This window comes from Actinomadura rudentiformis (assembly GCF_008923185.1).
GTDB lineage: Bacteria > Actinomycetota > Actinomycetes > Streptosporangiales > Streptosporangiaceae > Spirillospora > Spirillospora rudentiformis.
In genome coordinates this window covers 255,945-279,073 of the sequence record NZ_WBMT01000018.1, presented here as the reverse complement: position 1 = coordinate 279,073, position 23,129 = coordinate 255,945, and the positions used below count along the sequence as shown (strand labels likewise).

At 68.5% G+C, this 23,129-nt stretch carries 21 protein-coding genes; 14 read left to right on the top strand and 7 right to left on the bottom strand.

What is annotated here, in order from left to right:
- Positions 1-62: 62 nt before the first annotated feature.
- From F8566_RS34340 to F8566_RS34330, 3 genes are read right to left on the bottom strand one after another with little or no spacing between them, the layout of a single operon-like run.
- Positions 63-320, bottom strand: a complete 258-nt coding sequence (locus F8566_RS34340; protein ID WP_151566014.1) for a phosphopantetheine-binding protein — start codon at positions 318-320, stop codon at positions 63-65.
- 2 nt (positions 321-322) lie between these two features.
- Entirely contained in the window at positions 323-1,864 is a 1,542-nt protein-coding gene (locus F8566_RS34335) for an NAD(P)/FAD-dependent oxidoreductase (protein ID WP_151566013.1), read from the bottom strand.
- A gap of 41 nt (positions 1,865-1,905) precedes the next feature.
- A complete protein-coding gene (locus F8566_RS34330; protein ID WP_151566012.1) occupies positions 1,906-3,723 on the bottom strand; it encodes a protease-associated domain-containing protein in 1,818 nt (605 codons plus the stop codon).
- A 177-nt stretch (positions 3,724-3,900) separates the two neighbouring features.
- Here F8566_RS34330 and F8566_RS34325 point away from each other — a divergent pair, with 177 nt between their 5' ends.
- From F8566_RS34325 to F8566_RS34310, 4 genes are read left to right on the top strand one after another with little or no spacing between them, the layout of a single operon-like run.
- The gene (locus F8566_RS34325) at positions 3,901-5,187 is read left to right on the top strand and encodes a cation:proton antiporter domain-containing protein (RefSeq protein WP_225993757.1); all 1,287 of its coding nucleotides are present in this window, start codon (positions 3,901-3,903) and stop codon (positions 5,185-5,187) included.
- On the top strand, positions 5,184-5,375 hold the full coding sequence (locus F8566_RS34320; RefSeq protein WP_151566010.1) for an MbtH family protein: 192 nt from the start codon (positions 5,184-5,186) through the stop codon (positions 5,373-5,375). The genes F8566_RS34325 and F8566_RS34320 overlap by 4 nt, the downstream gene beginning before the upstream one ends.
- A gap of 36 nt (positions 5,376-5,411) precedes the next feature.
- Positions 5,412-8,738, top strand: coding sequence for a non-ribosomal peptide synthetase (locus F8566_RS34315; protein WP_151566009.1), 3,327 nt, complete (start codon positions 5,412-5,414; stop codon positions 8,736-8,738).
- 47 nt (positions 8,739-8,785) lie between these two features.
- Positions 8,786-9,010, top strand: coding sequence for a hypothetical protein (locus F8566_RS34310; RefSeq protein WP_151566008.1), 225 nt, complete (start codon positions 8,786-8,788; stop codon positions 9,008-9,010).
- 44 nt (positions 9,011-9,054) lie between these two features.
- Here the strand turns inward: F8566_RS34310 and F8566_RS34305 are convergent, their stop codons facing one another.
- Both F8566_RS34305 and F8566_RS34300 read right to left on the bottom strand, forming a co-directional pair.
- Positions 9,055-10,083, bottom strand: a complete 1,029-nt coding sequence (locus F8566_RS34305; protein WP_225993756.1) for a ParB/RepB/Spo0J family partition protein — start codon at positions 10,081-10,083, stop codon at positions 9,055-9,057.
- A gap of 119 nt (positions 10,084-10,202) precedes the next feature.
- Positions 10,203-10,958 (bottom strand): leucyl/phenylalanyl-tRNA--protein transferase, encoded by a 756-nt coding sequence (locus tag F8566_RS34300; RefSeq protein ID WP_151566007.1) that lies wholly within the window; start codon positions 10,956-10,958, stop codon positions 10,203-10,205.
- An 81-nt stretch (positions 10,959-11,039) separates the two neighbouring features.
- Between F8566_RS34300 and F8566_RS34295 the strand changes: the two genes are divergently transcribed.
- From F8566_RS34295 to F8566_RS34285, 3 genes are read left to right on the top strand one after another with little or no spacing between them, the layout of a single operon-like run.
- Entirely contained in the window at positions 11,040-11,831 is a 792-nt protein-coding gene (locus F8566_RS34295; RefSeq protein WP_151566006.1) for a thioesterase II family protein, read from the top strand.
- Positions 11,832-11,848: 17 nt separating this feature from the next.
- The gene (locus F8566_RS34290; RefSeq protein ID WP_225993755.1) at positions 11,849-12,859 is read left to right on the top strand and encodes a fatty acid desaturase; all 1,011 of its coding nucleotides are present in this window, start codon (positions 11,849-11,851) and stop codon (positions 12,857-12,859) included.
- On the top strand, positions 12,856-13,092 hold the full coding sequence (locus F8566_RS34285; protein ID WP_151566005.1) for a hypothetical protein: 237 nt from the start codon (positions 12,856-12,858) through the stop codon (positions 13,090-13,092). Before F8566_RS34290 ends, F8566_RS34285 begins: the two co-directional genes overlap by 4 nt.
- Before the next feature lie 763 nt (positions 13,093-13,855).
- Here the strand turns inward: F8566_RS34285 and F8566_RS34280 are convergent.
- Together F8566_RS34280 and F8566_RS34275 are read right to left on the bottom strand one after the other, a co-directional pair.
- On the bottom strand, positions 13,856-14,083 hold the full coding sequence (locus tag F8566_RS34280) for a hypothetical protein (protein ID WP_151566004.1): 228 nt from the start codon (positions 14,081-14,083) through the stop codon (positions 13,856-13,858).
- A gap of 249 nt (positions 14,084-14,332) precedes the next feature.
- A complete protein-coding gene (locus F8566_RS34275) occupies positions 14,333-15,418 on the bottom strand; it encodes a branched-chain amino acid aminotransferase (RefSeq protein WP_151566003.1) in 1,086 nt (361 codons plus the stop codon).
- Positions 15,419-15,765: 347 nt separating this feature from the next.
- Here F8566_RS34275 and F8566_RS34270 point away from each other — a divergent pair, with 347 nt between their 5' ends.
- From F8566_RS34270 to F8566_RS34240, 7 genes are all read left to right on the top strand, one after another.
- Positions 15,766-16,437 (top strand): helix-turn-helix transcriptional regulator, encoded by a 672-nt coding sequence (locus tag F8566_RS34270; RefSeq protein WP_151566002.1) that lies wholly within the window; start codon positions 15,766-15,768, stop codon positions 16,435-16,437.
- Positions 16,438-16,586: 149 nt separating this feature from the next.
- Positions 16,587-17,516 (top strand): chlorinating enzyme, encoded by a 930-nt coding sequence (locus F8566_RS34265; RefSeq protein ID WP_192810005.1) that lies wholly within the window; start codon positions 16,587-16,589, stop codon positions 17,514-17,516.
- Complete coding sequence (locus tag F8566_RS34260) at positions 17,506-17,787, top strand: hypothetical protein (RefSeq protein WP_151566000.1); 282 nt, start codon at positions 17,506-17,508, stop codon at positions 17,785-17,787. Before F8566_RS34265 ends, F8566_RS34260 begins: the two co-directional genes overlap by 11 nt.
- A gap of 56 nt (positions 17,788-17,843) precedes the next feature.
- Positions 17,844-18,773: a beta-ketoacyl-[acyl-carrier-protein] synthase family protein gene (locus tag F8566_RS34255; RefSeq protein WP_192810004.1), complete on the top strand. Its 930-nt coding sequence runs from the start codon at positions 17,844-17,846 to the stop codon at positions 18,771-18,773.
- Positions 18,770-21,172: a non-ribosomal peptide synthetase gene (locus F8566_RS34250; RefSeq protein ID WP_225993754.1), complete on the top strand. Its 2,403-nt coding sequence runs from the start codon at positions 18,770-18,772 to the stop codon at positions 21,170-21,172. Before F8566_RS34255 ends, F8566_RS34250 begins: the two co-directional genes overlap by 4 nt.
- Positions 21,173-21,266: 94 nt before the next feature.
- Positions 21,267-22,157 (top strand): LLM class flavin-dependent oxidoreductase, encoded by an 891-nt coding sequence (locus F8566_RS34245; protein WP_151565998.1) that lies wholly within the window; start codon positions 21,267-21,269, stop codon positions 22,155-22,157.
- 207 nt (positions 22,158-22,364) lie between these two features.
- Positions 22,365-23,096 carry an aspartyl/asparaginyl beta-hydroxylase domain-containing protein gene (locus F8566_RS34240; protein ID WP_225993753.1) on the top strand — a complete coding sequence of 244 codons (732 nt, stop codon included), beginning with the start codon at positions 22,365-22,367 and terminating at the stop codon, positions 23,094-23,096.
- Positions 23,097-23,129: the final 33 nt, after the last annotated feature.

Genomic DNA, 23,129 nt, shown 5'->3' with positions numbered 1-23,129 from the left:
CGGTGGGATCGGGTTCCTCGGGCGCGACTCGGGTGTCGGCATTGCTAACCCCAAACTCGTACCTATTTGCGAGAACTCTCAACCGCCGCGGATATCGTGTTGATGCTGCGGAAGGTCGACTCCTTGAGCGCCTCCTCCGGCAGCTCGATCTCGAACGTGTCCTCGATGGACAACATCAGACCCAGGCAGGTCAAGGAGGTCATGCCCAAGCTCCAGAGGTTATCGTCAGGGCGAAGATCCTGGCTGTACCCATTCAGGTTGAGCCGCTGCGTCACGAGGCTGCGAACGGTGTCCGCGACAGATGGTTGATCAGCGGGCATTGCTACCGCGTCCCCCCGGTGCCGGTTGTGGCTCCAGTCGGTTGGTCCACGTCGCCATCGCCCTTGAAGGTACGCAGATAGCGCGCGACACGACGTGCACCATGCAGGTTCCCCTGTGCGTACCAGAGAATGTCGGGGCCCAGGGCGTAATCGACGCCGAGTTGTTCATAGGTCTGCACGGCCATGTTCCGGTAGTAGTCGGTGAGCTGCGAGGTCGTCATCTGTGGTGCGGCCTGCGCGCCGGTCTCGAACCAGGCGGCAAGGCTGTGTGTGACATATTCATCGATCGAAGATTCGACGGTCCTGGTCGCCACTGGCTTGCGTATCGGCTGGAAAATCGAGTCGATGATTCCGGACTTTCCTTGCAGTTCATTGGCGACGTGCTCGGCCAGCAGGGGCGCACAGTGGAAGCCGTCACGGTAGGTGCCCGTCATCAGATACAGGCCCGAGAGTGGCATCCAGCCGACCAACGGGAATCCGTCGAGCGTGACGGGGCGGTTGCCGCTGCACCATTTCGTGACCTCGTGGGTGGCTGCCCGCTCGTCGAGCTGTTGCATTGAGTACTGGGCCAAGAAGCGGACGTCGGCCATCCAGGTGACACTGGAGATGGTGTGCACCAAGCGGTTGGTCGCGCCGTAGTACTCCAGCCCGCCGCCTTGCGGCACCACGTGCAGTCCGCAGGCAAAACCGCGATTCGGCGTCCGAACCACGCTGGTGAACGGTTCACCCCCCGTCCGCTTGGCGATCATCGCGAAGCCGAGCCCCGGAAAGGTCGGCATCAGATCGGGCACGTCGAACACGGTTCGCACCAGCGACTCACTGTGGATGCCGGCGGCCACGACGACAGTGCCGGCTTCGATGAGATGGCCGTCGTCCAGCTCGACCGCGGTCACCTCCTCGTCGCTGCCGACCAGCCTCCGTACCGTCTGATCGAGAAGGATCGCTCCGCCATGCCGCAGTCGGCGTTCCAGCGACGCCAGCACCCCGCGAGCATCCACGGCTCCCTCCGTCGGCAGATGAATGGCACGCAATGCGCGCGACTCCGGCCGGGGGTTGTAACCGGGGATGTCGGTCGGGTCGATCTCCTTCCACGGCTTGTCGTACTGGTCGAGGGCGTCGATTATCGCGGCAAAGTTCACCGTATCCAGTTCGGCTCCGACGGAGTTCAAGATGATGTGCGATTCCGTCGTTGTCTGCAGTGGCCGGTCGGATGGCGCGAACTCATCGAGCCGCCGCAGCGTCTCGGGCCATTTGTCATGGGCGGATATGCCGAGCTCGAACCTCGTCCGCGCGGCGTTGGTCCGCAGCGATTCGGTCGTGGTCTCACCGAAACAGCCGAGCATCGCACCGGCGGCCTGGCTGGCGCCCGTGTCGCGATGACTCGGACCCACTACCACCACTGATCCGACCTGGCGCTCGACCAACTCGTCAGCAAGAAACATGCCGAGCGCGCCGTTGCCGATGATCACCACATCAGCCTTGGTCGGCCTCTTGGCACCAGCGGCGAATACGAGATCAGACGACCTCATGGTCGGATTGGACACCCCGGGCTCCTCAGATTTGAATGATGCCACTCAGCGCGTGATCAGAAGTCGAAGATGTAGAGGCCGAAGTTCCGGTCGGAGACCAGGACGTAGTTCTTTTCACCGACCTTGTGGATTTTGACGCCCCAGAAGTCGATGCCGGGCTCGCGGAAGGCGCCGACCTCCCGCAGGCCATCGCTGCCGTAGCTCAGCACCCGGAGGCCACCCGCGAAGAAGGTCGCGTACACCAGCCGGCGATCGGGGTCGATTGCCACGTGCGACGCCGAGAAGTCGCCGAAGCCGGTGCCGTACCTCGGGTCCTGTGACTCGGGGATGGCGTACGTGTCGATCTGGGTGACCGAGCCGGTGCCGCTGCGCGGGATGTCCGTCTTGAACAGCCGGAGGTAGCCCCAGCCGACGAACTCCGACTTGACATCGGTCGCGCAGGCCACTGGATTGGCCGGTGTCGGGGTGGTGCCGGCGGTCTCCTCGGTTACGCCAGGCACACCGAGAAGCCGCAGACCCGTCAGGCGGTTGACGAACATCAGCGGGATCGTTCCCCTGGCCGCCGTGGGGAACTGCTGCATAGCGTCCGGCCCCTGGTGGTTGAAGATGATGCCAGCGCTGTAGCCGGCCGCGGTGATGGCATCCAGCTTCTCCTGGAACGCGCATCCCGGGGCCGACCCGCCGGTCAGGATCGAGGCGTCACGCTCGATGAGCGCGATCCCGCGCCCGGGCGGCACAGTGCCGGGGCAGCCGGAGCCGACAAAGGTGGGCGTACCAGAGATGGGGTGGTCGGCATTGACCGGTGCCGAACCCGAGCTCCAGGCCGCGATGTACTCGGTGCCGGCGTGCGGGCCCGATGTGATCGTGCCGAAAAGGCGATAGGCTTCGATGTTCTCATCGGCGCCCACCAGATACTCGGCGTCGGGCGAGAGGTCGTGATGGTTGGCGTTGCCCTCCGGCCAGATCTGTTGCCCGCGCTTGGCACGCTCCTCGTCGATTTCGGCGTACTCGGTCCGGGCAATCAGCGAGACGTTGCCCGGCGTCGGGTCGGTGACGTCGAGCAGCACGTACCCGCCGTCCCAGTAAGTCGCGGTCATGACGTACCGGTCGCCGACCCGGCGTACGTCGACGGCGTGCCCGAACACCGAGATGAGGCCCTTCGAAGGGTCTCCGGTCACATGGAACGGTGCAATCCTCAGGTCAAGGGCGTTGACCATCACCGGGTTACGGGGATCAGTGATCTCCATGATGACGATGTCGGTGGTGGGCTTGTCGGTGACGAAACTGACGTAGGTGCGGCTGGTGGAGCTGTCCGTCCAGGCGCAGGTGTAGTACGCCGCCAGGGCCTGGTCCGCCGGCTCATTGTGCGAATCCGTGTAGTCGCCGGCGTGGGCGGCGAGGAGCTGGGCATTCTCTGGGTCGGAAACGTCCCAGATGTTGATGCCACCCCGCTGGCGCGGCTCGGTCGGATCGGGTGCATCGGCCAGGATGTAGTGTTCGTGGGGGTGGATGAACAGCGCACCACTGAAGTACTCGTTGGCGATCTCGATCACGCACGGACCCTCGCCGACGTAGTTGCCATTCGTGGTCTCGATGAACGCGCTCTCGACCTCGAAGGGCGCTTTCGGGTCGCTGATGTTCATGACGTAGGCGCCTGTCCGCACACACGTCGGATGCCGGTATACCGTGAGGAACGCGTAATCGCCGTAGGCAGCCACGTCCGCGATGTGACGCGCGAGGCCCGCACCCGACGGGTTGGTGACCGTGGCCTTACCCACCAGCGTCACCCCGTACGAGACGGACGGCAGGTGCCCGTCAAGCTCCCGAGCGCGCCAGACGAAGCCCTCGCCCTGGACCACATCCGTGCCGGTCATGTGTGCCTCCCATGTGTGCCTCCCGACCACGCGTGCCGTCCAACCACGCGTGCCGTCCAACGGAAGGATGCCGTCGGCGGCCCCGGGCTGTCCCGTCGCCGGTTCACGTGACTGCGATGCCCCGGGTGGCGCGGCCTACGATCCATCTCAAACAGAGGGCGGATGGGAGCCGGACGCGTGGACATCGGTACGCTCGCGACGCTCGTCCGCGCGATTCTCGTGATCATTGTGGTGGCCCGGCTACTCGGGCTCCTGTGCCGGCGGTTCGGGCAGCCGGAGGTGATCGGCGAGATCGTCGGTGGCATCCTGCTCGGTCCGACCCTGTTCCACGGCGCGATCACCCGTGAGCTGTTCCCGACCGACATCCGCCCGACGCTCGCGATGCTGTCCACCGTCGGGATCTGCGTCTTCATGTTCCTCGTGGGGCTGCACCTGGCCGACGGCGGCCTGCGCGGGCAGGGCCGAATCGCCGTCGCGCTGTCGCTCGGCTCGATGATCGTGCCGTTCGTGCTCGGCACCCTGTTCGCGATCGGCATCGTCGGCGACCGGTCCGGCCGGGCCGCGGTTCTCTTCTGCCTCTTCGTCGGTACGGCGATGTCGGTCACCGCGTTCCCCGTCCTGGCCCGGATCCTGACCGACCGCGACCTGATCGACACTCCCATCGGCGGGTTGGCGCTCGCTACGGCCGCGGTCGGTGACGTCCTCGCCTGGTCGATGCTCACGGTCCTGGTCGCCCTCTCTCACGGAAGCACGCTGCCGTGGCAGGTGCTGCTGGTCCTGCCCTTCGTGGCGATCCTCGTCGGGGTGGTGCGACCGCTGCTGGCCAAGCTGGCGGAACGCACCCCCCGGACCCGGGTACGGAGCCGGGGGGCCAGGGTGAGCCTCGATGCCGGACTGGCGATCGCGGTCGCCGCAGCCCTGGTGCTGTCGTGCGCGGCGACCTCGTGGATGGGGCTGCACGAGATCTTCGGTGCCTTCCTGCTCGGTGCGGTCATGCCCCGGACGGGCGCGGCTGCCTTGCGCGCGTACGTGCTGCCGTGGATCGAGCGCATCGACCGAGTGGTGTTGCTGCCCCTGTTCTTCGCGGTCGCCGGTTTCGCGGTCAACCTGTCCGGGATGGACTGGCGGGAGGCGGGCCTGCTGCCGTTGATTCTGCTGGTCGCCATCGGCGGCAAGATGGCCGGCGTCTTCGGGACCGCTCGGCTGTACCGGATGTCCGTCCGGCACAGCGCCGGGCTCGCCCTGCTGATCAACACTCGCGGGCTCACGGAGCTGATCGTGCTGGCGGTCGGCCTTCAAATCGGCCTGCTCGACCAGCGGCTGTACTCGCTGATGGTCGTCATGGCGTTGGTCACCACGTTGATGCCGGGCCTGCTGCTGCCCTTCGTCTACCCGAAGCGGGCGACACGGGAGCGCGAGTCCCGGCCAGCCACACCACTGCTGGAAAGGGAGTCGATGCCATGAACCCGTTCGACGACCCGGAGGGCCGATTCCTGGTGCTCGTCAACGACGAGGAGCAGCACTCGCTGTGGCCGAGCCGCCGGGCGGTACCCGCCGGTTGGCGGATCGTGTACGGCGAGGACAGCCGGCAGGCGTGTCTGGAATACGTCGAGCAGCACTGGACCGACCTGCGTCCGCTGAGCGTGCGCTGAGCGGACCCCGCGCCGCCCGCAGAGAAGGGACAGCCCGTGCTTGCGATTTCCGATCTCCTGGAGGAACTGCGCTTGGCCGGCATCCAGCTGTGGCTGCAGGACGGCAGGCTGCGATACCGGCCGGCCGGCGCACTGGACGGCGAGCGGTTGGCGGTGCTCCGTGAGCGGCGCGACGAGCTGATCTCCGCGATACGCGCCGACCCGGCGCCGGCGGCTCGGCCGGACAGCATTCCGCTGTCCGAGCACCAGCAGGGCATGTGGTTCCTCGATCAGATGGGCCTGCTGGGGCCGGCGTACAACCAGACGTCCCTGCACCGCATCGCTGGTGATCTGGACGTGGCGGCCCTGCGTTCGGCGATCACGGAGATCATGCGGCGACACGAGATCCTGCGGACCGCGTTTCCCGCGCGCGACGGGATCGGGGTACAGGTGGTGGAGCCGGCCGGCGACCCCCGCTTCACCTTCCTGGACGTGTCCGGCCTGTCCGTCGCCGAGCAGGACCGGTGGTTGGACGACCGAAAGCGGATGTACGCGGAGTACCGGTTCGACATCTCCGTGGCACGCAACTTCTGCACCGAGCTGATCCGCTTCGGCCCGGCCGAGCACGTGCTGGTTTTCCGCTCCTATCACCTGGTGATCGACGGGTCTTCGTACGCCCACCTCTTCCACGAGCTGCGCACGCTCTACGCGGCGTACCGGACCGGGATCCCGTCCCCGCTGCCCGAGCTGACCATGCAGTACGCCGACTACGCACTGTGGCAGCACGGCCGGGATGGTGCCGTGGCGAAGCGGCACCTGGACTACTGGAAGGAGCGGCTGGCCGACGCGCCGCACGTCTTCGACCTGCCGACGGACCGGCCCCGGACGGCGGTCGCCGACCTCGCCGGTGGCATGGTCGAGGTGCCAGTGCCCGCCGAGGTGGCCGACGGGCTGCGCCGGCTGGCCGGGCGCGAGGACGCCACGATGTTCATGGTGCTGCTCGCGGCGTTTCACACGCTGCTGTATCGGTGGAGCGGGCAGACCGACGTCAGCATCGGGATGATCGCCGACGGGCGGGCGCACCCCGACGTCGCCGCCAACATCGGCCACTTCGTCAACCCGGTGGTGCTGCGGGCCGACCTGGCCGGGCAGCCGACCTTCGCCGGGCTGCTCGGCCACCTTCGGCCTCGGCTGGTCGAGGCCCTGGAGCACCGGCACGTGCCGTTCGACCGGCTGGTGGCCGAGCTCCGGCCGCAGCGGGACCTGGCGGTACATCCGCTTTTCCAGGTGCTGTTCACCTACCTGGCGGCAGAGCCGTTCGACCTCCTCGACGGGCTGACCGTCACGCAGATCGAGCCGGGCGAGCCGAAGGCGATGTTCGACCTCACGCTCTCGGTCTCGGAGACCGAGGCGGGGGGCATGTACGTCGGCATGGCGTACCGGACCGCGCTGTTCGATCGCTCCACCGTGCAGCGCCTGGCCGGCTACCTGATCAACCTCCTCACCGCGGTCGTCGCCGCACCCGACGTGTCGATCGACGACCTGCCTCTGATGTCCGCCGCGCAGCGGCACGAGGTCCTCGAGGTCTGGACCGACACCGCCAACCGGTTCGACGACGGCAGCTGCCTGCACCAGGTGATCGAGCGGCAGGTCGCCGCCGCGCCGGACGCCACCGCGGTGGTGTTCGAGGGCCGGGCGCTGACCTACCGCGAGTTGGACCAGCGAGCGAACGCCCTGGCCCGGCACCTGCGCGAGCTGGGCGTCGGCCCCGACGAACGGGTCGGCATCGCGCTGCACCGATCGTTGGACATGGTGGTCGCCAACCTGGCGGTGCTCAAGGCCGGCGGAGCCTGTGTGCCGATCGACCCGACCTACCCGATGGCCCGCCAGCAGCTGATCGCCGAGGACGCGGCCCTGCGACTGCTGATCCGCGATCGGAACGGACCGGACAGGGCCGCCGAGCCGGAGCCGGTGCTGGCGCTCGACGTGTTCGGCACACCATGCGACGCGACCGGACCGCCCAACCTGGCCGACCCGGCCAACATCGCCTGGGTGCTCTACACCTCGGGGTCCACCGGCCGGCCCAAGGGCGTGGCCATGTCACACCGGGCCCTGCACAACCAGGCGCAGTGGCAGCGGCGCCAGGGCCCCGGCGGACGCGGACGCACGCTGCAGTGGGCCGCGCTCAGCTTCGACATCTTCTACCAGGAGATGGTGACCACACTGTCGGTCGGCGACACGCTCGTCCTGGTCAGCGAGGAGGTCCGGCACGACTTCGAACGGCTGCTCGACGTGATCTCCGAGCAGCGGATCGAGCGGATATTCATGCCGTTCGTGGCCCTGCGCGGGCTGGCCGAGCTGGCCGTGCGCCTGGGCCGGATCCCGCGGTCGCTGCGTGCGGTGCTCACGGCGGGCGAGCAGCTCCAGGCCACCCCGGCGATTCGAGCCTTCTTCGAACAGATGCCCGCCTGCACCCTGTACAACCAGTACGGACCAATCGAGGTGCACCTGGCCACCTCCCACCAGCTCGACCCCGATCCGACGACGTGGGCGGAGCTGCCACCCATCGGCCGGCCCTTCGACAACGTGCGAGCGTACGTGCTCGACGCCGAGCTGCGGCCGGTGCCGCCCGGCGTGGCCGGCGAGCTGTTCGTCGGCGGCCTCGCGCTGGCCCGCGGCTACCTCGGTCGCCCGGAGATGACGGCGGAGCGGTTCCTGCCCGACCCGTTCGGCACTGGGGCCCGGATGTACCGCACCGGCGACCGAGTCCGCTGGAACGCCGTCGGCCAACTGGAGTTCATCGGCCGCTTCGACGACCAGGTCAAGATCCGCGGGTTCCGGGTGGAGGTCGCCGAGATCGAGGCGGTCCTCACCGGCTGCCCGGGCGTGCGGGAGTGCGCCGTCTCCGCCCACCGCCACGGCGCCGGCGACGTACGCCTGGTCGCCTATGTCGTGCCGGACTCGGACGCCCCGCCGACCGCCGCCGAGCTCCGCGCCTTCCTCGCCGACCGCCTGCCCGACTACATGGTGCCGGCTGCCTACCAGCCGGTGACCGAGCTGCCGCGTACGCCCAGCGGGAAGCTGAGCCGGCGGTCGCTGCCGCAGCTGTACGACGGGCCGGAGTGGGCCGGGGCGGCCCAGTACGAGTCGCCGAGCACGCCGATGGAGGAGCACATCGCCGCGATCTGGGCCGAGGTGCTAGCCGTGCCCCAGGTCGGCCGGCGCGACAACTTCTTCGAACTGGGCGGGCATTCGCTGCTGGCGGTCACCGTCGTCACCCGGCTCAGCGAGGTTGTCGGGCGCACGGTCGCCCTGCGCGCCCTCTTCGAGGCGCCGACGGTGGCCGCCCTCGCCAGCCGCCTGAGCGACGCCGAAGAGCGATGAGCGGCTCGCGCCGGCCATGCCGGGCTTGCCCGGTTCGGCGGTTCCGCGTGGGCTCGTTCGACGTCGAGAACCGGCCGAAGTCGTCGACCCGCTTCGACCCGAAGACGGGGGCTCGCACCATTCCGGAGTTGGGCATCCCGGTCTGCGTGCATCCGGACAGGATCGGGTTGCCTCTCGGGGCATACGCGAACGCCGGCACGCCGCTGCCATATCTGCGGCGGCTCTGGCTGAGGATCCGGCTGGCCGTCTCGAGCGGCACGCGGTCCCGCTGACCGGCTGGGTCCCACCGGACACCGGGCACTGGCGATGGACGTGATCAGCCGTGCTGACCGCTCGCCTGGTCGTCCTCGAGCCCCATGGCGAGCTGGATCCAGGCCGCCGCACAGGCTCTCGCCAGCGCGCCGAGGTTGATCCGGGAGTGCGGCGGGATGTGGCGCAGCGGGAGCGGAATCTCGTCGGTCAGCAGCACCCGCGGACCGAGCCAGCACAGCAGCATCCGGCCGGACTCGGTGTAGCGCAGCGACGGATCGCGCTGCATGGTCTTGAGCAGCGACCGCAGCTCGTCGGAGGGGTCCGCCTCCGGAAGCTTCACGGTCATCTGCCGGTCCTCCGCCCGGTCGGCGCGGTCCGGCCGGGTCCGCCGGTCCAGTACCGGGTCCTCGCCGGCCCGCAGGCGCGCTCGGACGCTCCGCGCGGTCTCCACGGAGATGCCGGCCTCCTTCGCGATCTGGCGCAGGGTCGCGTCCGGGTGGCTGGCGATCAGCTCGGCCGCGACCCTGCGCCCGGCCGCGCCGTTGATCGGCCGGACCCGGCCGTCCCGGCCGATCCGCGCCTGTACCGGCGGGCCGTCCATCTCGCGGCGCAGCGATCCGATGGTCTTCGCCGCCAGACCGGCGGTGAGGGCGATGGCCCGGTCCGACATCCGCGGCTGGGCGCGGATGATCCGGACGGCCGCTGCACGCCGATCGGCCGTCGAGAGGGGCATGCCGTGTGACACGTTGAGCCGGACGGCGAGCAGGAACGCCTCGTTGTCGTCGCCGTCGAACAGCTTCGCGGAGATCTCCCGCTCGCCGCGCAGCCGGGCGGCGGTGAGCCGGTGCGCCCCGTCGATCACCCGCATCGTCCTGCGGTGCACCACGATCGGTGGCAGGTTCGCTTCCGTCTGCGCCAGCGATCTCGCGTGAGCCATGTCCACGCCCGCGGAGCGCGGCGAGTCGGCGTCGCGGACCGCGGAGATCAGCAGCCGTACGACGGCGTTGTCCGGGGCCGGGACCGGCTCGGCGGACCGCTGGCCATCGGTGGACGATCGGGGTTCAACTGGGGATCGAGAGGTGTCGACCGACACTGGAGAGCTCCCGTTCTTTGTCACGGCCACGGCCACGGCCGTCGAGCGAAGACACGGCCTTCATTCATCCTGACCCTGCGGCCGGACATACGGGATTCACCTGTTTTGGGGTCAACGACTCACTCGGCGGGCGTGCGCAGGAAGCCCAGGCGGCGTACCTCCTCCACGCCGCCGGCCAGCGGGACCGGATCACCGCCGCGAGACAGGGCGGCGAGGAACTCCCGGCGCGGCACTGGCCCGGCATTGAGCCGCCGGCTCTGCTCGCTGTCCCACTCGACGTCCAGCAGCGTCACGCCGGTGCCGGCCAGCCGGCACTCCATGTCGAGCAGCGCCACCTTCGAGGCGTTGGTCTGCCGGTGGAAGCAGGTGTCCAGGGTGAATACCGTGCCGACGCCGATACCGACGGCGCCCCCTACCAGCTCGTCGCCGTCCCAGACCTCGACGCTGTGGGCCCAACCCAGCTTGTGCAGCTCCCCCATGCACGCACACAGCTCGTCGGTGAGCCACTCGGGGGTGCGGTTCGCGCGGCACTCGTCGAGCACCCGGTCGAAGCGCTGGTTCGCGGTGGTGGTCCAGCGCAGCCGGTTGCGCAACAGCTTCATCAGGCTGCGTGGCTTGGTGAGCCGCCCGTACGGGATGACCGGGCGCGGGTCCGGTGACCACCAGGTCAACGCGAACGGATCGGGGAGCGGCGAGTCGAGCACCGCGGTCGTCCCGGCCGCCACCGAATCCTCGTACAGGAAGTGGTTCACCTCGGCCTCGGCCGCGGATACCGCCGGCATCGGGAAGACGCCGTGCCGGTAGCCAGCGAGGACGGTCGCCGGGTCGAGGCGGCCACCGATCGCGGCCGGCGCGTCGCCCGGGGCACTATCCATCGCAAGACCGTCCCACACGCATCCCTCGCAGCGAAACACATGTCGATTCTGGCCTCCGACCACCGACCGACGGGACCCCTCATGACCGCATCCTCGACAGAGAGCACCTTCGAGGCATCGGCGCGGTGGCTGCGCCGGCCGCGTCCCTGCCACGGCCCGGCGACCCGTCTGGTCTGTCTGCCGCACGCCGGCGGCACCGCCAGCGCGTACGCTTCCTGGGCCGCCCGGCTGCCGGCCCGGATCGAGCTGATCGCCGTGCAGTACCCCGGCCGGCAGGACCGGCTGGCCGAGCCCTGCGCGCGGTCCATCCAGGAGATCGCCGACGCGCTCGTTGCGGCGCTGGCCGCCTACGCCGACCGGCCGCTGTACCTGTTCGGGCACAGCATGGGCGGCCTGGTCGCCTACGAGGTCGCGGCCCGACTGGAGGCCGGCGCCGGGCCGGGTCCGGCGGGCCTGTTCGTCTCCGGCACGCTCGCCCCGCACCGGTTCCTGCCACCCCGGGAGGTGCTCGACAACGCGATCATCGAGGCGGAGGCCCGGGCGTCCGGCTGGACCGATCCGATGGTGTTCGAGCACCCGGAGCTGCGCGAGCTCGTGCTGCCGGCGCTGCTGGCCGACGTCCGGGCGGTGCTGTCCTACCGCCGCCGCGATCCGGCGCGGCTGCGTTGCCCGATCGTCGCCTACGCGGGCAGCGACGGTCCCGCCGACGTGCCGGCCCAGCTGGCCTCCTGGGGCGAGCTGACCTCCGGCCCGGCCGCCTGGCGGCGCTTCGACGGCGATCACTTCTACCTCCAGCCCCGGGAGGCCGAGCTGGTTGCCGACATCCTGACCCGGATGTCTAACTGGGGAAACGCCTCAGTTGGACACCAATGAGCTAAGGAGGAAGGACCGTGGCCGATTCGGATCTCGCCGAGCGGTACCGCTTCGCGCCGGAAATCCTCGCCGCGGTCCGGGAGGTGTCCCGACCGGACAGCTGGCACGGCCCGCTGGAGGCCGTCGAGCATTGGACCTGGATCGCCGTCTGGTGCGCGGCGTCGGTGCTTGCGTGGCGGCACACCCCCTGGTGGCTGGGGGTGCCGGTGTACATCGTGGCGATATTCTTCATCGGTGGCCGGCAGCGGGGCATCGCCGGCATGCTGCACATGGCCACGCACCGGGCGTTCATGGCCAACCATCGGGTCGGCAGCGTGATCGGGGCGGTCCTCGGCGGATACCCCGTGCTGCAGAGCTACACCGGCTACCGGGCCTCACATCTCGGCGAGCACCACGGCCGACTGGGTGACCCGGAGCGGGACCCGGACTACCGTCAGTACCGGGACAACGGGCTGTGCGGGGACGACCTGAGCCGCCGGGCGCTGCGCCGGTACCTGTGGCGCGTCATAACGCCTCGGGCGACCGCCTCGTACGTGCTCTACCTGCTGCGGCACCGCATCATGACAGGCGGCGAGCGCCCGGCCGAGCGGGTGCTCCGGGTGACCCTGCTGGCGGCGGTGCTCGCCTGGGCCGTCCTGGGCGGCTGGTGGCCCTGGTTGCTGCTGCTCTGGTTCGTGCCGCTCGTCACCACGCAGGTGTGGATCGGCGCGTTGGCGGAGCTGATGGAGCACTTTCCGCTCATCGAGACGTCCCCCCGGATCGACATCTACATGTCCTGGAACCGGGTCTACGGACTGGGCACCCGGTTCCTGCTGGGTGAGAAGGACGGCGAGGGCTTCCACCTGGTCCACCACCTGTTCCCCCGGACGCCGATGTGGCGGCTGCGCGAGGTCGACGCGATCCTGCGCCGCGACCCGGTGTACGCGGCCCTGCCCCGGCTCGGCGGCGCCCTGGGTGGCCTGGAGCAGATCTACCGATCGCTGCCCCCGCGGCGGGACCACACCGGTCCCCCGCTCGCCCGCACATGACCAGCCCAGTGGTCGCGGTCTACACGGCCGGGGGCGCCACGCCGATCGAGCTTGCCGCCGATGCCGGGGACTACAAACTGCTGTTTGCCGCACCCGTCGGAGACCTGCCGGACGGCCTGGCCGAGCTGCTGGCAGCGGTTGGCGAGCTCATTGACGTCACCGACGAGACGGCCGGCGCCGCCGCGCTCCCGGCCCGGCACCCCGGCCGGCACCTTGGCGTTCTCCGATCGTGACCTGCCGCTTGCCGCGCGGCTGGCGTCTCGGCTCGGCCTGCGGTACCAATCTCGGCAACACCTCGCTCGACCTGGACGTTCTCGCACAGGAGGTCAGCGTGGACGCCGAGCTCGCCGTCGAGATCACCTCTCGCACCACCCGGCCACGGGCGCGCGGCCGGCCAGTACACGCTGCTCTACCGCGTGGGCGGCGTGAGCCAGCCGTCGCGCTCGGCCAATGGCCTGGTCGGGACCGTCAAGCTACCGCTGGCCACCGGCGCGTGGAAGCGGCTCACCCTCAAGCCCGTGGACGACATCGCCGCGCTCTGGCCGGACCTCAACGCTCGCGACAACGCGCTGTACAACCTCCGTATCGGCGCCCGCAGCCGGAACGGGGCCCGGGCCACGGTGGTCGTGGACCGCCTGCGCATCCACCGCGCCCGGCGGGCCGGCCAGGACGCTCTGGCCCTCCGCCAGGAGATCATGGACGCCAACGCCTCCGCTTTCCCGGCATACGGCAGAAGTCCTCGCTGGAGATCTCCCTCGTACGGCAGGTGTGCTACAACCACCCGCTGGAGGGGGACGTCAACACCCCGGAGGCCCTGGCCAAGCTGCTGGTCACCGAGAAGGGACTGGGCTGCGACATCGTCGAGACCGGCTGCGGGCAGCCGCTGGCCTCCCTGCTGCAGGTACTCGATTTCTCGGCCCGCAACGCCATCTTCTACACCGGCACGGGAGTGACCGACGACCACTCCGGCAAGGACTGGATGGAGACGAAGCCGAACTACTGCACCTCGGTGTGGGCCTCGTCCACCGCCGAGGCCGACCTGCTGACCGCCCTGCGCGCCGGACGGGCGTGGTTCGTCAACCCCAAGGGCTTCCAGGGAACACTGGACGTCACGGTCAACGGCGTCAGCGCGATGGGCGGCGTGCTGCTGACATCCGCGCAGACCGTCCCGGTCATGGTCGTCGGCTCCGGCCTGCCCGCCGCCGGGCTGGTCGAGCTGGTCATCGGCGCCGTTGACTACGCCAGCGACACCAAGCCGGCCACCTCCGTGCGCTCCATCAAGGTCAGCAACATGACCGGCGGGAAATGGAACCTCGGCCTCTGGCCGAGTGAGGGAAAGTACTTCCGGCCAGTGGTGCGCGACGGAGCCGGCGCCATCGTCGGCAACCCCACCTGGCTGCTGCGTACCACCCCCGGCCACGGTATCCCCGCCGCCCGGAAACTCCCCACCTGCCCGTCGCCGGCGGCGTGGGGTCAGACGATGCGTTGGACCCAGCCGAACTCGTCCTCGGCACGGCCGTACTGGATATCCAGCAGGGTGGAGCGCAGCGACGTCGTCACCCGCCCCGACCCACCGTCACCCACGACGATCTCGCCATCAGCGGACAGCAGCCGGGCGATCGGCGTGATCACCGCCGCCGTACCGCAGGCGAACATCTCCGTCAGCGCACCGCTCGCGGCGTCGGACCGGAACTCGTCGATCGAGTACGACCGCTCCTCGACGGTGAGCCCGCGGCGCCGGGCCAGGGTGATGACCGAGTCCCGGGTGATACCCGGCAGGATCGTGTCCGTCAGAGGCGGGGTGACCAGCGTGTCCCCGAGAACGAAGAAGACATTCATGCCGCCGAGCTCCTCGAAGTGCCGGTGCTCCGTGGCGTCGAGGAAGACCACCTGCTCGCAGCCGTGCCGCATGGCCTCGGCCTGGGCCAGCAGACTGGAGGCGTAGTTGCCCCCGCATTTGGCTGCACCAGTGCCGCCGGGGCCCGACCGGTTGTACTCCCGCGCCAGCCAGATCGAGCACGGCTTGGCCCCACCGGCGAAGACCGCCCCGACCGGCGAGGCCAGCACCAGGAACTGGTACTCCAACGCCGGCCGCACCCCCAGGTACACCTCAGAGGCGTACTGGATCGGCCGCAGGTAGAGGCTGGACTCCCCGCTGCCCGGAACCCAATCCCGGTCCTGCTCGATGAGAACTCGCAGGGAATGAAGGAACAGCTCCGGCGGCAGCGGCGGCATCGCCATGCGCTCGGCGGACCTGACGAACCGCGCGGCGTTGGCGTCGGGCCGGAACATCACGACCCCGCCGTCGGGCGCGCGGTAGGCCTTCAGCCCCTCGAAGACTGACTGGGCGTAGTGCAGCACCGCGGTGGCCGGGTCCATCCGCAGCGGGGCATAGGGCTCGAGTCGGGCGTCGTACCAGCCCTTGCCGTCGGAATAGCTGATCGACACCATGTGGTCGGTGAAGGTCCGCCCGAAGCCCAGGTTCGCCAGCAGCGCCTCCCGTTCGGCCACGGCGACGGGGGTGGCGTTCTGTCGAGTTTCGAACTCAAGGCTGCTCATCAGTTTCGCCCCCGGGATGTGTCACGGTGCGATCACGCCTGGCCGGGAGCCTACCGTTCGTTCAGGCCGCCGCCAACGCCGTGGCACCATGCGCTTTCGCTTTGACTGGTCCCCGAAAGCAGCGACAAGCGTTCGACTGATTCCCAATGCTAGCGTCGGCACGTATCGTTGATCAACTCGCTGCATTCGTCGGTGCGGGGGTGGCTGTGTTCGGCCGCCATGGACGACGTAAGAAGGAGTTAAGTTGCTGACCGACCAAGACGACGGCTGGCGGCGGTTGCGACGGCAGCGACCGGCGCAGAGATCCAGTCGCCGGTTAGGGACAGAATCCAAGACGGGGGCGAAAAATGGTCCGAACCGACATTCTCGTCAATTCACCCATCTTCCTCATCGGCCTGGTCCACACGCTGACTAAGGCCGGCATCAAGGTCGTCGCCATGCGGACCTCGCCCACAGTGGACGCGTCCTGCCTCGCGAATGCAGCTTTGATCGACGTTGACGCGCTTCGGCTACCCGACGACCTGGAGCATATCACCGAGGTGGCCAAGAGCGTGCCGGTCCTGGTCCTCAGCAACTCGGACTGCATCGAGGCCGAGATGTACATGCGGGCCGGAGCGTCGGGGGTCGTGAGCAAACTGGAGTCCTGCGAGGTCATCATCGGCGCGATCCGGGCGGTGACGTCCGGAAGCCGCGTCTGGCCGGCCGAGTCCGGTGGCGAGCCCACCGCGCTGCACGCCGACACATCGGGCTACCACCTGTCCAAGCGCGAGGAGCAGGTGCTGCGGCACATCTCCCGTGGCCTGACCCACGGTCAGATCGCCACCCGGTTGGGCATCAGCTCGCATACGGTCGACACCTATGTCAAGCGCATCCGGGTCAAGCTCGGCGGTGGCAACAAGGCGGAACTCACCCGGGCTGCGCTGCTCGGCCGACCTGCCGCCGAGAGCCGAAACACCCGGTTGCCCAAACAATCGGAGACCGTGTCGCTCATCAGGAGATTGCATGACGCCGCCCGGTGACGCGCACGGCATCCATCCCGGGGGCGGCCCGACCCTGGTTCCGGTGACAAGACGCCCCAGCCGGCGGAACCCTACGGTGTGTTCAACGTGGCGGCTGACGTCAGACACGTCCGACCAGCGATCACGGTCATTACGAGGAGGGAATCACGGTGGCTGAAAGCGCTGTCCAAAAGGTGACCCAGGGTCTGACGGCCGAACAAGTCCAGTTCTTCACGGAGAACGGGTTCATCGGCCCCTTCGACCTCTACTCCGAGGAAGAGGCTCCGCTGGTCTGGAGCCAGGCCATGATCGATATGGTCACGTCCGAGAACAAGCCGCACGACTCGACCATCATCAACTACGACCGCCATCTCGACTGTGAAGCGCTGTCCCGGCATATCGCCCACCCGACGATCGTCCACAAGCTCCGCAGCCTCATGGATGACGACATCATGTGCTGGAAGACGCACATCTTCGAGAAGGAGCCCGGCGACTCGGGAACGGGCTGGCACCAGGTCGAGGCATTCACTGTGTACAACGAGGCGGAAACCGTCTCGTATCCCTCGCTGCGCTACACCGAGGAGTCCACGGCCGCCACGCAGGAGCTAACCGTCTGGACGGCCTTCTCCGAGGCGGACAAGGAGCACGGCTGCCTACGCTTCCTGCCCGGCAGCCACAAACAGTGGTACTACGACGAGACGAAGCCGATGACGTACAACGTCGAGAACAAGGCCCACGACTTCTTCGGCTACGACTACGCGGAGCTCAAGCTTGACAAGGACTGGGATCCGAACAGTCACGAGATCGTCGACATGGAGTTGAAGCCCGGCCAGTTCGTCATCTTCCTGGCCAAGTGCGTCCACGGCTCGCACCCCAACACGAGTGCCACCAGGCGCGTGGGGTTGGCGTCGCGTTACGTATCGCCGTCCGTGCGGGTCTACGAGCACATCAACCGTCTCAGCGGGTTCGGCGACGCGATCGACCTCGACTACCACGGATGCGTCATGGTGTCCGGTGAGGACAAGTACGGGCACAACCGGATGTACCGGGAGAACCTCAACGGCTTCCCCTTCCCGAAGGTCGAGTCCGATGGCCACTGACGACTACCGGCAGAGGTTCGCCGAGATCCTCGCGACTCAACCTTTCGGCGACGGTCTCACCTACGAGCAGGTCGTCCGGGCGCGGTCGCGGCAGGAACTGGGCATCAGCTCGCTCAACATGATCATCGTGCTGATGAACTACATCGAGAAGTACACGGACGGCACCATCACAGTCCGCCCGGAATGGGTCCCCCGGCTCAACGACATCGACGGCATTGTCTCCGTACTCCGCGAGATCGATGCGATCGGCGTCGAACCGGCTCGGTCCTGACGTCGCCACCTCGCCGGGCCCGGCTATTCCCGACCCTCGGCCGATCGAAGGGAACCATGATGTCGGATCACGAAGACGTCGGCATCGGCTCGTTCGCGTGCGCCTTCGGCGATGTGGAATGCGAGCCGGAGAAAATCCCTGATTTCGGCGCCCTCTGGGAGACCGTGTCGTTCGGCACCGACTTCCGTGAGATGGGATGTACGACATACCGGAAAATGTCCGGGCCGGTCGAAGACTATGTCGTGGACGCCGTGCGCCGAACCCTCCGGGACGCCGGCGTCGCCGCCGCGGACATCGATCACCTTGTGTTCGCGACCAGCGACCCGACCTTGGCTCTGTTGCCGTCCGACTTCGCGGGCCGAGTGCTACTCGCCTTGGGAATGGACGACTGCGTCCCTCATGTCATGTCCTATCAGCGGTGCTGCAGCTCGCTGACCGCGCTTCGGCACGGTCAGCGGCTGTTGGCCGATCCGGAGGCGACCCACGTGGTGGTCGTCGCCGTGGACTTCATGCCGCACGACCGCGACCGGGTGCTCCCCTACGCGATATTCGGTGACGCGGCCGCGAGCTGCCTGCTGGCCCGCCGGCCGGGACTCGTGCGGCTGGTCTCGTCCGGGATAAAGATCGACCCGGAGGGATTGCGCGGCCGCGACACGTTCGTCTCGCGCCAGGATGTCGCCGAACGGACGCTGTCCGCGGTGCTCCGGGCCGGTGGCCGGCAGCAGGCAAAGATATCCAAGGTGTTCGCGGCCAACCTGCACAAGCCGCTGACGCTATTCAACGCGACATCCGTCGGTCTGCGCCCGGACACCCTGCACTTCGCCGACACGCTCGCCGCCTACGGACACTGTGGAAACGCCGATTGGATGATCAACCTGGCCGATTACCACGAGCGGTTCGGCATTCAGCCCGGACAGACGTATATGGCGCAGTCCCTGGCGCCGGGGTTCTACGCCTGCGGACTCCTCGAAGGAAGCGCGCAGTGAGCGGGTATCTGTCCACAACGGATTGCATCGGACCGATCGCCCTACCGGACGGCGTGCTGGAAACCCTGCACACCCTCGCTCGGGCGGCCGGCGTGGACGACTTCGACCCGCTGTCCCTCTGCGCCGGTGTACTGGCCGAGCGGCTGCCACGCCCCGGCACCCATTGCCGCATCCGGGTCACCCGGGGGCCGGTCGAGGCGATCGTTGAGGCGACCGGCGCCCCGGACCTGTCCCTGAACTTCCGCGAGGCGCTCCGGCAGGCCCGCCGGCCGCGGTGCACCATCGTGCCCAGACCGGGGGGCGACGACGAACCGGTCGCCGTGACGATCCTGTTCGTCTCGGCCGGCCGGCAGCTGTACGTCGAGACCATGACGGACTCGTCCGACCTGCCCACCGCGCAGGCCTGGGCGCGCTCCTTCCTGCAACTGCTGACCAGCATGGCGAACGAACCCGATCGGCCGATGCTCGACCATCCGCTGGTCGGCGCCGAGGAACGTGAGCGGATCCTGCACGGCCTCAACCCACAGCGCAACCCGGATATCCGATACCGCACGATGGCCGAACCGTTCCAGGCGCAGGCGGAGCGAACCCCGGATTCGGTCGCGTTGCAGGACGAGAACGGGGACACGGTCAGCTACCGGGAGCTGAACGAGCGCGCGAACCGGCTGGCCCACCACCTGCGCGAGCGCGGTGCCCGCCCGGGTGCTCGGATAGGCGTCTTCCTCCAGCGCGGCATCCACCAGGTTGTCGCGTTCTACGCCGCGGCCAAGACCGGCGCCACTTACGTTCCCCTGGACGCCGACCTGCCGGACCAGCGCATCGCCCTGATGCTGGCGGACTCGGCGCCAAACCACGTGCTGACCGATCCGGCCTGCCGCGCTCGCCTGCCCGGCGGCGCGTGGGAGATCCACGACGTCCAGGCGGAGCGCACATGGTCCGGCCGGCCCGCGACGAATCCGGATCTCGACGGCGGCCCGGGTGGCGTGGTCTCCGAGCCGGTCCACATCCTCTACACGTCGGGGACGACCGGCCGCCCCAAGGGCGTGGCCTCCCGCACGGCCGGCACCCTGGCCAACGTCTTCTGGATGCAGCGCCAGTACCCGTTCCATCTCGGCGATACGGCCCTGTACAAGACCTACGCCGGGTTCGACGTGCACATCTGGGAGATCTTCTGGCCGCTCTACCATGGGGCGCGGTTGGTGATCTGCCGGCCCGGCGGCGAGCGCGATCCGCGGCACCTCGCCGGACTCATCCGGGACCACGACGTGTCGATGATCTTCCTGGTGACGACGCTGGTGCCGGCTTTCCTGGACGAGATGTCTCGGGTCGGGGCCCACGCGCTGCGGTGGTTGGTGTGCGGCGGCGAGTCGATGAGCCCGCGGATCCCGGCGGCCTTCCACGCCGCGCTGCCCGGCAGCACCCTCGTCAACGCCTTCGGTCCCACCGAGGCCGGTTCGGTCACCGACAACGTCATCGAGCCCGGCTGGGACGGCGTCGTCGTTCCGGTCGGCCGTCCCGCGGACAACTTCCGGGCAACCGTCCTGGACACCAACCTCGATCTTGTCCCGGTCGGCACGCCCGGGGAGGTGTACATCAGCGGTGTTGTCGGCCTGGCGGACGGCTACTGGCGGCAGCCGGGCAGGACCGCGGAGCGGTTCGTCGCGGATCCCCACGGGCCGCCGGGGTCGCGGATGTACCGCACCGGTGACCTCTGTCGGCTTCGCGAGGACGGCGCGCTGGAGCACCTCGGCCGGATCGACCGGCAGGTCAAGATCCGTGGCCTGCGGATCGAACCCGGTGAGGTCGAGGCGGTGCTGGCCGCTCACCCCGCGGTCGGCGACTGCGCGGTGATCGCCCACGGGTCGCCGCCCCGCCTGCTCGCCTTCGTCGTCCCCGCCGGCGGGCGCACCACCGCCGACCTGGACCCCGCGGCGCTCCTCGAACTCGCGGCCGGACTGCCCCGCCAGATGCGGCCCGCGCAGGTCGTGCCCGTGGACCGTCTTCCGGCGACGGTGAACGGAAAGCTGGACCACAACGAGCTGATCAGGATCTGGCAGGCGTCGACCGAGCCCGAGCGTACGGTCGTGCCCCCCGCCGACGAGCTGGAAGCCACCCTCGTCGAGATCTACCGGCGGGTCCTGGGGCGGTCGCCGATCAGCGTCCTGGACACGTTCGTCGAGCTCGGCGGCCACTCGATCCTCACGTTCCGGCTACGCGACGAGTGCCAGGCGCTCCTGCGAACCGCGCCCGACCTGACGAAACTCCTTGACGGGACATTGCGCGACGTGGCCGCGACGATCCGCGACGGAGGGTGCCCACCCGAGACGAAGGTTTCCGTCACCGCTGGAACCGCTGGACGAGAACTGGAGGACGGTTCTGGACACGCTGACGACCGGTGACGCGGAGAAGCTCGCTCAAACGGCGCCTCGATCCGGAGAACCTTTCCGGTAAAACTTCAACATCGATCCAGGTTGGCCGGATGAAGGAAAACACATGAGATTCGGCATCCAGATCGTCCCGGAGGACCGTTGGCAGACGGCGCGCGTGAAGTGGCGCCGGGCCGAGCAATTGGGATTCGATCACGCGTGGACCTATGACCACCTGAACTGGCGGGCGTTCCGCGCGAAGGACTGGTTCACCCTCGTCCCGACGCTGACCGCGGCGGCCGTGGAGACCGAACGGATCGGGCTGGGCGTCCTGGTCGCCTCGCCCAACCTGCGACATCCGGTGTACCTGGCCAAGGAAGTCGCCGCCATCGACGACATCTCCGGCGGCCGCTTCATCCTCGGTCTCGGCGCCGGTGCCGAGGGCTTCGACGCCACCATGACCCGCCGGACCGCGTGGAGCCGGCGGGAGCGGACCGAGCGGTTCGCGGAATACGTGCGGCTCACCGACTCGCTCCTGCGGCAGCCGGTCACCACCTTCGACGGCCGCTACTACGTCGCCGACGAGGTTCATTCGTACCCGCTGTGCCAGCAGCGGCCCCGCGTCCCGTTCGCCGTCGCCGCCGGCGGAGCCCGCGGCATGCGCTTGGCGGCCGAGTACGGCTCGTACTGGGTGACGACGGGCGAGCCCAACCGGGTCGAGAGCGCGCCGTACGAACAGGCGCTCCCCATCGTCCGCCGGCAGGTGGAGGCGCTCGAGAAGGCCTGCGTGGAGGTCGGCCGTGACCCGGCCACGGTGGCCCGGTTGCTGGTCTGCGGCCCGTCCGTGGGCGGTGTTCTCGAGTCGCCGGCGGCGTTCTTCGATGCAGCGGGCCGATTCGCCGGAGCCGGCATTACGGATATCGTCGTGCATTGGCCTCGACGCAGCGAACCCTATTCGGGAAAGGTGGAGGTCTTGGAGAAAGTGGCCGAGGATCTGGATCGTCACCGGAACACGTGACCTGCGTACCAAAGTGGGAGTCGCCTAGCGTATCGGAAGAGCCCCGAATTCGGCTGAGAGGGATTGCGTGATCCGATGCGAACCCACTATGTAGCGGACACCCCACTCGATGACGTCCGCCTCGCCAAAGACCTCGAGCACAGCGATTCACTTCCGTGGTCCGAAGCGCACAGCGACTACCTTTCCCGCGGCGCCTATAGGAGCTGCATGCTCTGGACCCCGGGCGGAGCCGATGGCGACGGGGTGGTCACCAAATACGATCACCGCCAGCCCGGCGCGTTCACGGAGTACGGCAACCAGCTTCCCTATCTCCGCGAGCTGATCAGCACGGTTGTCGATCTGGACCGGCTGAACTTCGTGCGGCTGGCGAAGGTACAGAACAGCGTGGCCATGCCGCACCGGGACCTGCTCGAGCTCAGCGACATCCCGGACGACACCCGCAACGCCCACCGGGCGCACATCCCCCTCGCCACCAACGAGAACTGCTTCTTCAGCGAGGGCAACACCGTGTACCGGATGCGCCGGGGCGAGATCTGGTTCCTCGACGCCTCAGTGATCCACTCGCTGGCGGTGCTCTCCACCGAGGCGCGGATCCACCTCATGCTCGACTTCGTGAACGCGCCGTCCGAGAAGCCATTGATCACGATCCCGGGCCACAGCGCCGACGCCGGCATTCCGGAGGACCGAATGGTCAAACGACCACCGGTCACCGATGCCGACCGCGCCAGCCTATTGCGGCTCGCCGACGTCATGACAATGGAAACGGTCGACGAGATATTCAGCATCGTCATCAAAAAGCATTACCGGTACGACGGTGGCGACGACTTCGTGTGGAGCACGATGATTGACATCGCGCGCGCTTGCGAGGACACCGAAGTCCTCCGGCACATCGAGGAGCTGCGTCGCTACTTCACCATCGAACGGTCGCCCTACACGTAGCCGCGCGAGCCGCCGGCTGCCCGAGAAATGCGG